Genomic DNA, 13,831 nt, shown 5'->3' on the forward strand with positions numbered 1-13,831 from the left:
TTCCCGCAAATGCCGCGAGGCGAAGGCTCAGGCCGATTGCGAAGCGCAGTCGCCCAGCGTGTGTCGCGGTTCGCGCCGGTCCAGCGCACGGCTCCACAGCGCGATCGCCAGGCCCACCAGCGTGATCAGCGCCGCCACCCAGCCCAGGGCGTGCAGCCCCGGGCCGCGCGCGATCACCACGCCGCCGACCCATGCGCCCAGCGCATTGCCCAGGTTGAAGGCCGCGATGTTCAGGCTCGACGCCAGGTTCTGGCCCGCGCCCGAGGCCTTCTCGAGCACGCGCAGTTGCATGGGCGCCACCGTCGCGAACGAGGCCAGGCCGAGCAGGCCGACGAACACCACCGCGGTGAACGGCGTGCCGATGGTGAACTGCATTGCGCCCAGCACCACGGCCAGCGCCACCAGCGTGCCCATGATCGCGGCCATCGGCGTGCGGTCGGCCAGCTTGCCGCCGAGGATGTTGCCCACGGCCAGGCCGCCGCCGAACACCAGCAGGATCGGCGACACCGCCGATTCCGGCAGGCCCGTGAGCTGCGTCAGCACCGGCTGGATGTACGTGAACACCACGAACACGCCGGCAAAGCCGAGCACCGTCATCGCCAGGCCGAGCAGCACCTGCGGCCGCGCCAGCACGGCGAGCTCTTCGCGCAGCGGCGCGGGCTTGGCCTCGCCCTTGACGCGCGGCACGAACACGGCGAGCACCGCAAAGGCGAGCAGGCCGATCAGCGCCACCGCCCAGAAGGCCGAACGCCAGCCGTACTGCAGCCCCAGCCACGCGCCGGCCGGCACGCCCAGCAAGGTGGCGGCGGTCAGGCCGGTGAACATGATCGCGATGGCCGAGGCGCGGCGCTCCGGCGCCACCAGCCCGGTGGCCACCACCGAGCCGACGCCGAAGAAGGTGCCGTGCGCCAGCGAGGTGATCACGCGCGCCGCCATCAGCATTTCGTAGTTGGGCGCGACCGCACAGGCCAGGTTGCCGAGCGTGAAGATCGCCATCAGCGCCAGCAGCACCGTCTTGCGGGGCAGCCTGCGCGTGGCAATGGTGAGCACGGGCGCGCGACCGCGACCCCGAGCGCGTAGCCCGAGATCAGCAGGCCGGCGGCCGTGATGGAGACTTGAAGATCCGTAGAGACCTGCAGCAGCAGGCCCATGATGACGAACTCGGTGGTGCCTATTCCGAAGGCACCGGCGGTAAGGGCGATGAGAGCTATTGGCATGATGCCCTGTACTGTGGGGACAAAGGCGCTCGATGACTAGAATGCCGCGAGTACACAGACTTGTGAGTTGAAGTCACAAAAGGAAGAAAAGCCCGCCATGCCGCGCATCGACGTCAACCGTTCCGGGGAAATGGAAGCCTTCGTCCACGTGGTCGAGGCGGGCGGTTTCTCGGCGGCGGCGCGGCTGCTGGGCATGACGCCTTCGGCCGTGAGCAAGCTGGTGGCGCGCATGGAGCTGCGCCTGGGCATCCAGCTGGTGCACCGCTCCACGCGCAAGCTGCAGCTCACGCCCGAGGGCACGGAGTTCTACGAGCGCAGCCTGCGCGTGCTGGCCGACATGGACGAGGCCGAGCGCTGCGCCGCTGCCGGCGCGGCCCCGCGCGGGCGCGTGAGCATCAACGCGAGCGTGTCCTTCGGGCACCACAAGCTGGTGCCGCTGGTGCCGCGCCTGCTGGAGCTGCACCCGCAGATCACGCTCGACATCGCGCTGACCGACCGCATCGTCGACCTGATGGACGAGCGCGCCGACATCGCGATCCGCTGGGGCCAGCTGCCGTCGTCCGACCTCGTGGCGCGGCGGCTCGGCGAGACCAGCCAGTCGATCGTGGCCGCGCCTTCCTATCTCGAGAAATACGGCACGCCGCGCACGCCGCAGGAGCTGGAGGCGCACAACCGGCTGGGCTGGAGCTACCGGCGCAATTCACCCGACTGGCCGCTGCGTGTCGGCGGGCGAACGCAGTGGCTGCCGGTGGCCGGCCCGGTGCGCGCGGGCGACGGCGAAACGCTGCGGCAGCTCGCGCGGGCCGGGGCGGGCGTGGCGCGGCTGTCGCTGTATCACATCCAGGACGACATCGACGCGGGCCGGCTGGTGCCGCTGCTGCAGGAGTTCAACCCCTGCGAGGTCGAGCCGATCCACGCGGTGTACATCGGCAAGGCCGGCACGCTGCCCGCGCGGGTGCGGGCGGTGCTGGACTTTCTGGTGGCCTGCTCGGGCGTGGGCGGCGGGCGCTACACGCTCAAGCGGACCGCGCCGATGCCGGGGAATGCGGCCGTCACCTGATCGCCACGGCGGCAAGGCAGCACGCCGACCCACGAGCCCGTGGTGACGACCGTGCCCGCCGGCACCGTGTGTCCATGGCGCGTGAGGTGGCGCAGCCAGATCGGCAGCAGCCACGCAGGGTCGGCCAGCGGATGCGTGCCCGTGCGCACCACGGTCTCGGTGCTGCCGACCTTCGTCTCGCAGCGCTGCGAGGCCCAGTCGACGGCCTTGTACGGCTGCCATTCGCCGACCGCCAGCGCGCCGTGCACCTGCGAATCGGCCAGGCGGAGCAGGGCGGGCGTGGAGGCCAGGTCTTGCCAGCGCGAGTCGACGATCTCGACCGACACGGCCATGGCATCGACGAGCGATGCGGCGTTGGCGTGGTCGAGCGTGGCCGCCTGCGCGGGCGTCACGTCCTGGCCGAGCCGCAAGGCAATTTCCGCCTCGATGCCGGGCGTGTGGAACACGAGGTCGCTGAAGTCCGCCGAGTCCGCGCGCACGCCGGCGGGAGGCAGCGGCGCATGCGTGAGCGTGGCGCTGCGCGCGCCGCCGCCCGACTTCCACGTGCCGGCCACGGCGTGGCCGTCGAACCAGCCGAGCGCGGCCGCCACGGCGTCCTGCACTTCATAGGCCTGGGCGGCGGTTTCGAGTGTGTCCAGCCAGGGCGTGGCGTCGAGCGTGCGGTTGGCGCGGCGCGCGGCCACGAGTGCGTCGGTGAGGGCGTTCAGCGAAGAATTCATGCCTCGGATCTTCTCAGCTTTCGACGTGGACGTTGCCGTCCTTCACCACCTTGGCCCACTTCGCGATCTCGGTGCTGATGAACTGCCTGAACTTGTCCTGCGAGCCGCCGCCGTCTTCCGCGCCGTAGGTGTCCATGCGCTCCTGCACGTCGGGCATGGCCAGCACGGTGTTCACGTCGCGATTGACCTTCTGTGCGATCGATGCCGGCAGCTTGCCCGGCCCCGCGAGCCCGTACCACGTGGTCGCCTCGAAGCCCTGGAAGCCCTGTTCCTGCATCGTCGGCACGTTCGGGTGGCCCTTGGCGCGCTTGGTGCGCGTCTGCGCGACGGCGATCACGCGGCCGTTCTTCACATGCGGCGTGGCCGCCGTCATGGTCTCGAAGCTGTACTGGATCTGCCCGCCCATCAGGTCCGCCAGCAGCGGGCCGCTGCCCTTGTACGGCACATGCAGCGCGTCGATGCCGCCCTGCAGCTTGAACATTTCCAGCGCCAGGTGCTGCGCCGAACCAGCCCCGGCCGAGCCGAAGCTGATGCTGCCGGGCGAGGCCTTGCAGGTGGCCACGATGTCCTTCACGGTCAGCGCCTTCTGCCCCGGGTTGGCGATCAGCAGGTTGGGCGTGACGCCCACCAGCACGATCGGCACGAAGTCGCGCTCCACGTTGTAGCGCAGCTTGGGCTGCAGGCTGGGCGCCAGCGCGTGGCTGTTGATGTGGGCCATCAGCAGCGTGCTGCCGTCGGCCGGCTGCTGCGCCACGTAGTCGGCCGCGAGCACGCCGGCCACGCCGCCCTTGTTCTCCACGATGACCTGCTGGCCCCACATGATCGTGAGCTTCTGCGCCACCACGCGGGCCAGTGCGTCGGTGCCGCCGCCCGGCGGAAAACCGACCACGATGCGCACGGGGCCCGAAGGCCACTCCTGCGCGAACAGCCGGGGCACGCCCAGCGTGGCGGCGGCCGCCCCCGCGGCCTGGATGAGGGAACGTCTTTGCATCTTCTTTGTCTCCGTCGTAGGTAGGAATCCGATGCGCGCCGGAGGGCGCTGCGTGCCTATGCGGCTTTCTGCAGCGCGGCCGGTGCCGTGTGGTTGGCGAAGTGGTCCATGGCCGCGTGCACGCCGCTGCCGGCCAGCTTGATGCCCGCGAGCTTCATGCCCATCTCGACACCGGCGAGCATGGCCACCAGCGTCAGGTCGTTGCTGTCGCCCAGGTGGCCCATGCGGAACATGCGGCCCTTGAGCTTGCCCAGCCCGGTGCCCAGCGACAGGTCGAAGCGCTGGTGGATCAGTCGGCGCAGTGCATCGGCATCGACGCCCTCGGGCGTGATCACGCCGGTGAGCACGGGCGAGTACACGGCCGGGTCGGCGCACTGGATGGGCAGGCCCCAGGCATTGACCGCCGCGCGCACGCCGGCGGCCCAGCGCTGGTGGCGCGCGAACACGTTGTCCAGCCCTTCGCCGAGGATCATGTCGAGCGATTCCGACAGGCCATACAGCAGGTTGGTGTTGGGCGTGTAGGGCCAGTAGCCGTCCTTGTTCATCTCGACGATCTCGTCCCAGGCCCAGAAGGCCTTGGGCAGCTTCGCGGTCTTCGACACTTCGAGCGCGCGCGGCGAGAGCGCGTTGAAGCTGATGCCCGGCGGCAGCATCAGGCCCTTCTGCGAGCCGCTGACGCACACGTCCACGCCCCATTCGTCGTGGCGGTAGTCCGCGCTCGCCAGGCCCGAGATGCTGTCGACCAGCAGCAGGGCCGGGTGGCCCGCCGCGTCGATGGCCTTGCGCACCGAGGCGATGTCGGAGGTGACGCCGGTGGAGGTTTCGTTGTGCACCACGCACACGGCCTTGATCCTCTTCTCGGTGTCCTTGCGCAGGCGCGCCTCGATGAGCTCGGCCTGCACGCCGCGGCGCCAGCTCGGCGCGTTGGGCAGTTGCGCGTCGGTGCCCGACCCCGCGAGGAACTCGGTCGACAGGCCCAGGCGCGTGGCCATCTTCTGCCACAGCGAGGCGAAGTGGCCGGTTTCGTACATGAGCACGTGGTCGCCCGGGCTCAGCGTGTTGGCGAGCGCGGCCTCCCAGGCGCCGGTGCCCGAGGCCGGGTAGATGGCCACGGGGTGCTTCGTCTTGAACACCTGCTTGATGCCGCCCAGCACCTTCAGCCCCAGGGTGCCGAATTCGGGCCCTCGGTGGTCGATGGTGGGCAGGCTCATGGCCCGCAGGATGCGGTCGGGCACCGGGCTGGGGCCCGGAATCTGGAGGAAGTGGCGACCGGTGGGATGGATGTCGAGTTGCAGCATGGACTGTCCTTTCGCTTTTTAGTTTTGCATTCAAAATGCATTTTTGTTTGATGGTTTACCCTGATCATCCGAGGTTGTAGTGCTCATTTTTTGCATTCAAAATGCAATCAAAGGGAAAAACATGACTGCGGAAATCATCGAAATCTCGCGCCTCGCGCTGCACGACCAGGTCGCCTCGCGGCTTCGGACCATGCTGGTGGAAGGGCACATCGCCCCCGGCGCCAAGCTCAACGAACGCGAGCTGTGCCTGCAACTCAACGTGTCGCGCACGCCGCTGCGCGAAGCCATCAAGCTGCTCGCGGCCGAGGGGCTGGTCGACCTGCTGCCCAACCGAGGCGCGGTGGCGGTGAAGCTCACCGAGGCCGACGTGCTCAACACCTTCGAGGTGCTGGCCATGCTCGAGGGCATGTCGGGCGAGCTGGCGGCCAAGCGCATCACCGACGAAGAGCTGGCCGAGGTGCGCGCGCTGCACTACGAAATGATGGCCTGCTTCTCGCGGCGCGACCTGTCGGGCTACTACCGGCTGAACGCGCGCATCCACACCGCCATCAACGACGCGGCCGCCAACCCGGTGCTGTCGAACACCTACCGCTCCATCACGCCCGCGTGCAGTCGCTGCGCTTTCGCACCAACCAGGACGAGGCGAAGTGGAAGCACGCCGTCGAGGAGCACGAACAGATGATCGACGCGCTGGCCGCGCGCGACGCCGCCGCCATGCGCAAGGTGCTGGTGTCGCACGTGCTGCGCAAGCGCGACACCGTGCTGGCGCTGCTGCGCGCCGGCGAGATCTATCCCTCGGCCAAGTCGAGCTGAGCCTTCCCCAAAAAAACGACCACCCCACCATGCGCATCGATCCCGCCAGCCACATGCAGCCAGCCGGAACCGTTCTTCCGCCCAACGACACCTGCGAGCTGCTCGCGCGCCGCCTGCGCACCGACACGCAGGGCGAGGTGCTGTTCGACGACGGTTCGCGCGGCCGCTACGCCACCGACGCGTCGATCTACCAGATCACGCCCGTGGGCGCCTTCGTGCCGACGAACGAGCGCGACATTGCCACCGCCATCGACATCGCGCGCGACCTGAAGGTGCCGGTGCTGGCGCGCGGCGGCGGCACCAGCCAGTGCGGGCAGACCACGGGCGCGGCGCTCGTCATCGACAACAGCAAGCACTTTCGCCGCGTGCTCGAGGTGAACGTGGAAGAGGGCACGGCCACGGTCGAGCCCGGGCTGGTGCTCGACCACCTCAACGCACAGCTCAAGCCGCACGGGCTCTGGTATCCGGTCGACGTGTCGACCAGCGCGCAGGCCACGCTGGGCGGCATGGCGGGCAACAACTCCTGCGGGTCGCGCTCCATCGCCTACGGCAACATGGTGCACAACGTGCTGGGCGCCAGCGCGTGGCTGTCGAACGGCGAGCTGGTCGACTTCGGCCCCGTGGGCTCGCTGGGCGTGCGCGGAGCGGGCATTGCACAGTTCGTGCGCGGGCTCGCCAGGCAGCACCGCGAGCAGATCGCCGAGCACTGGCCCAAGGTGATGCGCCGCGTGGCGGGCTACAACCTGGACATCTTCGACAACCAGAGCGAGCGGCCCTACACGGCGGACGGCAGCGTGAACCTCGCGCACCTGCTGATCGGGTCCGAAGGCACGCTGGCCTACACGCGCAGCCTGAAGCTCAAGCTCGCGCCGCTGCCGCGCGCCAAGGTGCTGGGCATCGTCAACTTCCCGACCTTTCATGCCGCCATGGATGCGGCGCAGCACATCGTGAAGCTCGGGCCGACGGCGGTGGAGCTGGTCGACCGCACGATGATCGAGCTGAGCCTGGCGAACCCGGCCTTCAAGCCCACGGTGGAGACCGCGCTCATCGGCAAGCCGGCGGCCATCTTGCTGGTGGAGTTCTCGGGCGCGACAAGGCCGCGCTGCTGCCTCAACTCAGGCAGCTCGTCGAGCTGATGGGCGACCTGGGCCTGCCCGGCAGCGTGGTCGAAATGCCCGACGCGCGCGCCAGAAGAACCTGTGGGAAGTGCGCAAGGCCGGCCTCAACATCATGATGAGCCTCAAGGGCGACGGCAAGCCCGTGAGCTTCATCGAAGACTGCGCGGTGCCGCTCGAGCACCTGGCCGAATACACCGACGCGCTGACCGAAGTGTTCGCGAAGTACGGCAGCCGCGGCACCTGGTACGCCCACGCCTCGGTCGGCACGCTGCACGTGCGGCCCATTCTCGACATGCGCGTGGACGGCGCCGCCAAGATGCGCGCCATTGCCGAAGAAGCGAGCGCGCTGGTGCGCAAGTACAAGGGCGCGTTCAGCGGCGAGCACGGCGACGGCCTGTGCCGCGGCGAGTGGATCGAATGGCAGTTCGGCCCGGCCATCAACGAGGCCTTTCGCGCCATCAAGCGCAAGCTCGACCCGATCGACCTGTTCAACCCCGGCAAGATCATCGACCCGCCGCGCATGGACGACGGCGCGCTGTTCCGCTTTGCGCCGCCCACCGCGCCCAAGCCCTACCGCCGCATCGAACTGAAGCCCGTGCTCGACTGGTCGGGCTGGAACGTCAACGCCGACCCCGTGACCGAAGCGACCACCGCGCCCGGCACCGGCGGCGACAGCACCGGCGGCCTGGCCAAGGCCGTGGAGATGTGCAACAACAACGGCCACTGCCGGAAGTTCGACGCCGGCACCATGTGCCCCAGCTACCGCGTGACGCGCGACGAGCAGCACCTGACGCGCGGCCGCGCCAACACCTTGCGCCTGGCGCTGTCGGGCCAGCTCGGCCCCGACGCCTTCACCAGCGAGGCCATGCACGACACCATGGACCTGTGCGTTGGCTGCAAGGGCTGCAAGCGCGACTGCCCCACGGGCGTGGACATGGCGAAGATGAAGGTCGAGTTTCTCGACCACTACAAGAAGCGCCACGGCCACACGCTGAAAGACAAGCTGGTCGCGAACCTGCCCGACTACGCCCACAAGGCCAGCCGCCTGCCGTGGCTGCTGAACCTGCGCAACAGCGTGCCCGGCGCCGCGTGGCTCGGCGAGCAGCTGCTGGGCTTTTCAGCCAGGCGCTCGCTGCCCGCGTGGCGCAGCGACACCTTCTGGCGCGGCAAGGCCGACGAGCCCGGCCTGTTCACCGACCGCGACGCGGTGCTGGCCATCGCGCGGCGCGGCGGCAAGGCGGCCGTGCTGTTCGTCGACACCTTCAACGGCACCTTCGAGAGCGAGAACGCCTTCGCCGCCGCGCGCGTGCTGCAGGCGGCGGGCTATGTGCTGCACACGGTCGAGAAGCGCGGCGGGCACCACTGCTGCGGCCGCACCTTCCTGGCCAGCGGCATGGTCGAAGAGGCCAAGAAAAAGGCCGAGGCATTGATCGATGCGCTTGCACCGCTGGCACGGGCCGGCGTGCCCATCGTCGGGCTGGAGCCGTCATGCCTGCTCACGCTGCGCGACGAGACGCTGGTGATGGGCTTCGGCGAGAAGGCCGAGCTGGTGGCCAAGCACGCGCTGCTGTTCGAGGAGTTCATTGCGCGCGAGGTCAAGCTCGGCCGCTTCGAGCTGGCGCTGAAACCGGCCGAGGCGCCCATCCTGCTGCACGGCCACTGCCATCAGAAAGCCTTCGGCGCGGTGAGCCCGGTGATGGACGTGCTGAAGCTGATTCCCGGCGCGCAGCCCGAACTCATCGAAAGCTCGTGCTGCGGCATGGCCGGCAGCTTCGGCTACGAGGCCAGCCACTTCGAGGTGTCGATGCAGATGGCCGAGGCCAGCCTGCTGCCCGCGATTCGCGCCAAGCCCGGCGCCATCGTCGTGGCAGACGGCACCAGCTGCCGCCACCAGATCGAGGACGGCGCGCAGCGCGAGGCCGTGCACGTGGCCGTGCTGCTCGAGAGGCATCTGCTGCAGGGCGACGCGGTGGCCGGCCCGGCTTGAGGGGGCCGCCGAGCAAGATTGGGCAGGGTGCCGCAAAATGAGCGGCCACCTTGCTCCGATGTCGACCTCGCTCACTTCCACCTCCGCCCCCGCGCAGCCCACGCTGCGGCTGGCCTTCGCGCTCTCGATGGGCGCGGCCGTGTCGCTCGGCATCACGCGCTTCGCCTACGGGCTGCTGCTGCCGCCGATGCGCGAAGACCTGGGCTGGAGCTACGCGCTGGCCGGCGGCATGAACACCGCCAACGCGGTGGGCTACCTGATCGGCGCGCTGATCACGCCCATGCTGATGCGCCGCTTCGGCGTGACGCGGCTGCTGGTGGTCGGCGCGGTGCTGGCGAGCATCTTCATGGCGGGCAGCGGCTTCGTGACCGATGCGGCGGCCTTGCTGCTGCAGCGCCTGCTGGCGGGCATTGCCAGCGCATGGGTGTTCGTGGCGGGCGGCCTGCTCGCGGCGCGGCTGGGCGAAGCCGGGTCTTCGCGCGGCGGGCTGCTGCTGGGCATCTACTACGGCGGCACGGGCTTCGGCATTCTGTTGTCGGCGCTGCTGGTGCCGCAGGTGCTGCGCGCGGCGGCGGCCGAGCCGCATGGGTGGACCTGGGCCTGGTGGGCACTGGCCATCGCGAGCGCGGCGGCGACCCTGCTGCTGGCGTGGGCCGGGCGCGCCATGCCCGACCGTGCGCCGCCGGCCGCGGCCACGGCCAGCACCTCGGCACCGCCCGTCGCGCTGCGGCGTTTCGGCTGGGCGCTCGCGGGCTATGCACTCTTCGGCATGGGCTACATCGGCTACATGACCTTCGTGATCGCGCTGCTGCGCGAGCAGGGCGCCAGCGCTTCTTTCGTCACGCTGTTCTATGCCTTGCTGGGCATCGCCTGCGTGGCGTCGTCGCGGCTGTGGGCCGGGCTGCTCGACCGCTACCGGGGCGGGCAGCCGCAGGCGCTGCTGAACGGCCTGCTGGGCGTGGCCACGCTGCTGCCCGTGCTGAGCCCTTCGGCGCCGGTGGCGCTGGTGTCGGGCGTGCTGTTCGGCGGCGTGTTCCTGTCGGTGGTGGCGTCGACCACCGCGCTGGTGCGCCACAACCTGCCGCCCGCGCGCTGGGCCCAGGGCATCAGCATGTTCACCATCGTCTTCGCGCTGGGGCAGATCGTCGGGCCCACGGTCACGGGCTGGATCTCCGACGGCGCGGGCGGGCTGGCGCGCGGGCTGGTCGCCTCGGCGATGGCGCTGTGGCTGGGCGCGGTGCTGGCCTCGCGCCAGCATTCGCTGCAAGAGACTGCATGACGGGCTTCGCGTTGTTCGACACCGCCATCGGCATGTGCGGCCTGGCGTGGGGGCCGCATGGACTGGTCGCGTGCAACTGCCCGCCGACAACGGAGAAGCGGCCACGCGGGCGCGCATGCAGCAGCGCTTTCCGGAGTTGCGCGAAAGCCCGCCGAACGACACGGCGCAACGCGCCATTACCGCCACCCAGGGCCTGCTGCAGGGCGTGCGAGACGACCTGTGCCACATCGAACTCGACATGCGCGGCGTGTCCGACTTCCATCAGCGCATCTACGCGATCGCGCGACGCATTCCGCCGGGGCAGACGCGCACCTACGGCGAAATCGCACGAGAACTCGGCGACAAGGGCCTGTCGCGCGCCGTCGGCCAGGCGATGGGCCTCAACCCCTTCGCGCCGGTGGTGCCGTGCCACCGCGTGCTGGCGGCGGGCAACAAGCCGGGCGGGTTCTCGGCGGGCGGCGGCGCGCTCACGAAGCTGCGCATGCTCGGCATCGAGGACGCGCGGCCGAACGGCATGGCCTCGCTGTTCTAGCGCGAGAGCCGGCGAGGCCCGGCGAGGGCCGACCTCAGGCTTGCAGCGCCGCCGAGAGAATTTCCAGTCCCTCGTCGAGCACCGCGTCCTCTATCGTCAGTGGAAACAGGAAGCGGACCACGTTGGCATGCACGCCGCAGGTCAGCAGCAGCAAGCCCGCATCGCGCGCGCGGGCCTGGACCTGTTGGGTGAACTCGGGGTCGGGCGTGCGTCGGCACCGGCGAACTCGACGGCCACCATGGCGCCGAGGCCGCGCACGTCGGAGATCTGCGGCACGGTCGCGCGCAGCGCGTTCAGCCGGCCCTTGAGCCGGTCGCCGAGTGCCTGCGCGCGCTCGCACAGCTTTTCTTCCTCGATCACGTCGAGCACCGCGTGCGCCGCCGCGATGGCCAGCGGGTTTGCCGCGTAGGTGCCGCCGAGCCCGCCGGGCGCCGGCGCGTCCATGATGTCGGCGCGGCCGCACACGGCCGACAAGGGCGTGCCGCCGGCCAGGCTCTTGGCCATGGTCATGAGGTCGGGCAGCACGTCGTGGTGGTCCATGGCAAACCATCGGCCGGTGCGGCCGAAGCCGGTCTGGATCTCGTCGGCGATCAGCAGGATGCCGTAGCTGTCGCAGATGCGGCGCAGCGCGCGCATGAACTCGGGCGGCATGGCGTAGAAGCCGCCTTCGCCCTGCACCGGCTCCAGGATGATCGCGGCCACGCTCTCGGGGTCGATGTCGGCCTTGAAGAGCTGCACGAGGGCGCGCAGCGCGTCTTCCACCGACACGCCATGCAGCGCGACCGGCGCGGGCACATGGAAGACGCTGCCGGGAAACGGGCCGAAGCCGGTCTTGTACGGCGCCACCTTGCCCGTGAGCGCCATGCCCATGAAGGTGCGCCCGTGGAAGCCGCCGCCCAGCGCAATCACGCCGGGCCGGCGCGTGGCTGCACGCGCGATCTTGATGGCGTTCTCGACCGCTTCCGCGCCCGTGGTGAAGAAGGCGGTCTTCTTCGCATGGCTGCCGGGCGTGCGCTTGTTCAGGCGCTCGGCCAGCGACACCGCGCTTTCATACGGTACCACCTGATAGGCGGTGTGGGTGAAGCGGTCGAGCTGCGCGCGGATCGCCTCGACCACGCGCGGATGGCGGTGGCCGGTGTTGAGCACGGCAATGCCGGCGCCGAAGTCGATGTAGCGCCGGCCTTCGACGTCCCACAGCTCGGCGTTGAGCGCGCGCTGTGCATAGACCGCAAAGCCGATGCCGACGCCGCGCGGCATGGCCGCGACGCGGCGCGCGTCGATGGCGGCGTTGGTGGCAGCGCCGGCCGCAGCAGCGACCGGGCGAGAAGAGGGGGCGAGAGCGGTGGTCATGCGGGTGTTTTCCTTCCTTGGTTCATTCCTGGGTGCCGTGTGCGATCAGTGGCCGCCGGGCGCCACCATGCGATGCCGGATCTGGTCGGCAACCACCGCCACGATCAGCAGCGCGCCCAGCACCACCATCTGCAGGTAGGAGCCGACGCTGGCCAGGTTCATGCCGTTCTGGACCAGCCCGATGAAGATCGCGCCCATCACCACGTTGGGCACCCGGCCGATGCCGCCGCGCAGGCTCACGCCGGCGATCACGCAGGCGGCAATGGATTCGAGCGCCACGGTGCCGCCGAGGTTGGCCTCGCCGGTTTCCACGCGCGCCGTCAACAGCAGGCCGCTCACGGCGGCCAGGCCGGCGCACAGCAGGTAGGCCATGAGCAGCACGCGGCGCGTGTCGATGCCCGACAGGGCCGCCGCCTTGGCATTGCCGCCCACGGCCAGCAGGTGCGTGCCGGTCGCATGCGGCCCATGAGCACGCCCATGCCGGCCACGCACACGGCGGTCACCAGGATCGGTATCGGAATGCCCAGCAGCGTGCCGAAGCCGAACAGGTCGCTGAACGCGCCCGGCATGCCCGACACCGGCACGCCGCCCGTGAGGTACAGCGCAAAGCCGAAGCCGATCGATTGCACGCCCAGCGTCACGATGAAGGGCGACACGCCGATGAAGGCCACGCCGATGCCGTTGACCAACCCCACCGTGAGCCCCGCGAGCAGCCCGCAGGCGCAGCCGCCGATCACGACCACCCAGGTCGCATCGGGCAGGGCCACGCCCAGGGCCTGCATGGCCAGCGCCGAGACCACCGAGGTGATGGCCATCACGGTGCCCACCGAAAGGTCGAAGCCGCCCGTCACCAGCGCCAGCATCTGGCCCAGCGACACGAGGATCAGGTAGACCGACTGGCGCAGCAGGTTCACCAGGTTCTGCACCGTGAGGAACTGGTCCGACAAGGTGCTGAACACCGCGAAGGCAATCACCAGCATGAACGGCAGCACGCCCAGCCGCAGGAACAGGCCGCGCAGCAGCCCGAGTGCGCGGCCGCCCGCGCTGGAAGGAGCCGGCGCCGCGGCGGTGACGGTGGAAGACGGAGTCATGGTTTTCTTTCGCTGGAACCGAAGAACAGGTTGAGCACGGCGGTCTCCTGAATCGCGTCGCCGCGCAGTTCGCCGGCAATCTCGCCGCCGCGCATCACGTAGACGCGGTGGCTCAGGTGCAGCACCTCGGGCAGGTCGGACGAGATCACGACCACCGCCGCGCCGCTTTCGCAGAGCTTCTGGATGACCTGGTAGAGCGCGCTGCGCGTGCCGATGTCCACGCCCACCGTGGGCTCGTCGAACACGTAGAGCGCGGCCTCGCGCGTCATGCCCTTGCCGAACAGCACCTTCTGCTGGTTGCCGCCCGACAGCAGCGCCACGGGCCGCTCCAGGTTGCGCGGCGCCAGCTCCACGCGCTCGGCGGCGCTGGTCGACA

7 protein-coding genes and 6 pseudogenes are annotated in these 13,831 nt (G+C 69.9%); 5 read left to right on the forward strand and 8 right to left on the reverse strand.

The genetic code is table 11. The features are described 5' to 3' along the window. Nucleotides 1–27: 27 nt before the first annotated feature. Nucleotides 28–1,217: pseudogene (locus BMG07_RS13890) on the reverse strand (MFS transporter). Nucleotides 1,218–1,314: 97 nt separating this feature from the next. Between BMG07_RS13890 and BMG07_RS13895 the strand changes: the two are divergent. Then, nucleotides 1,315–2,277, forward strand: a complete 963-nt coding sequence (locus BMG07_RS13895) for a LysR substrate-binding domain-containing protein (protein ID WP_198085065.1) — start codon at nucleotides 1,315–1,317, stop codon at nucleotides 2,275–2,277. On the opposite strand, the gene BMG07_RS13900 is transcribed toward BMG07_RS13895, so the two are convergent. The 3 genes from BMG07_RS13900 to BMG07_RS13910 are packed head-to-tail and all read right to left on the reverse strand — an operon-like array spanning nucleotide 2,226 to nucleotide 5,285. Next, complete coding sequence (locus BMG07_RS13900; RefSeq protein ID WP_198085066.1) at nucleotides 2,226–2,996, reverse strand: fumarylacetoacetate hydrolase family protein; 771 nt, start codon at nucleotides 2,994–2,996, stop codon at nucleotides 2,226–2,228. The genes BMG07_RS13895 and BMG07_RS13900 overlap by 52 nt on opposite strands. Before the next feature lie 13 nt (nucleotides 2,997–3,009). Then, a complete protein-coding gene (locus tag BMG07_RS13905) occupies nucleotides 3,010–3,987 on the reverse strand; it encodes a tripartite tricarboxylate transporter substrate binding protein (RefSeq protein WP_198085067.1) in 978 nt (325 codons plus the stop codon). A 56-nt stretch (nucleotides 3,988–4,043) separates the two neighbouring features. After that, nucleotides 4,044–5,285: an alanine--glyoxylate aminotransferase family protein gene (locus BMG07_RS13910; RefSeq protein ID WP_198085068.1), complete on the reverse strand. Its 1,242-nt coding sequence runs from the start codon at nucleotides 5,283–5,285 to the stop codon at nucleotides 4,044–4,046. Nucleotides 5,286–5,406: 121 nt separating this feature from the next. On the opposite strand from BMG07_RS13910, the pseudogene BMG07_RS13915 reads away from it, so the two are divergent. The 4 genes and pseudogenes from BMG07_RS13915 to BMG07_RS13930 all read left to right on the forward strand — a co-directional run bounded on the left by BMG07_RS13915 (nucleotide 5,407) and on the right by BMG07_RS13930 (nucleotide 11,014). After that, nucleotides 5,407–6,098, forward strand: a pseudogene (locus BMG07_RS13915) (GntR family transcriptional regulator). 29 nt (nucleotides 6,099–6,127) lie between these two features. Beyond that, nucleotides 6,128–9,203 (forward strand): annotated as a pseudogene (locus tag BMG07_RS13920) (FAD-binding and (Fe-S)-binding domain-containing protein). 58 nt (nucleotides 9,204–9,261) lie between these two features. Further along, nucleotides 9,262–10,482 (forward strand): YbfB/YjiJ family MFS transporter, encoded by a 1,221-nt coding sequence (locus BMG07_RS13925; RefSeq protein WP_198085073.1) that lies wholly within the window; start codon nucleotides 9,262–9,264, stop codon nucleotides 10,480–10,482. Beyond that, nucleotides 10,479–11,014, forward strand: a pseudogene (locus BMG07_RS13930) (methylated-DNA--[protein]-cysteine S-methyltransferase). Before BMG07_RS13925 ends, BMG07_RS13930 begins: the two are co-directional and overlap by 4 nt. A 34-nt stretch (nucleotides 11,015–11,048) precedes the next feature. On the opposite strand, the pseudogene gabT reads toward BMG07_RS13930, so the two are convergent. The 4 genes and pseudogenes from gabT to BMG07_RS13945 all read right to left on the reverse strand — a co-directional run. Beyond that, a pseudogene (gabT, locus tag BMG07_RS13935) lies at nucleotides 11,049–12,271 on the reverse strand (4-aminobutyrate--2-oxoglutarate transaminase). A 138-nt stretch (nucleotides 12,272–12,409) separates the two neighbouring features. Beyond that, nucleotides 12,410–12,796, reverse strand: a complete 387-nt coding sequence (locus tag BMG07_RS42045; RefSeq protein WP_307866951.1) for a hypothetical protein — start codon at nucleotides 12,794–12,796, stop codon at nucleotides 12,410–12,412. Then, nucleotides 12,700–13,455 (reverse strand): ABC transporter permease, encoded by a 756-nt coding sequence (locus tag BMG07_RS42050; RefSeq protein ID WP_269758938.1) that lies wholly within the window; start codon nucleotides 13,453–13,455, stop codon nucleotides 12,700–12,702. The genes BMG07_RS42045 and BMG07_RS42050 overlap by 97 nt, the downstream gene beginning before the upstream one ends. After that, nucleotides 13,452–13,831: pseudogene (locus BMG07_RS13945) on the reverse strand (sugar ABC transporter ATP-binding protein); the annotation flags it as partial. The pseudogene BMG07_RS13945 and the gene BMG07_RS42050, both read right to left, overlap by 4 nt.

The organism is Variovorax sp. E3 (assembly GCF_016082275.1).
In the GTDB taxonomy this organism is placed as follows: domain Bacteria; phylum Pseudomonadota; class Gammaproteobacteria; order Burkholderiales; family Burkholderiaceae_C; genus Variovorax.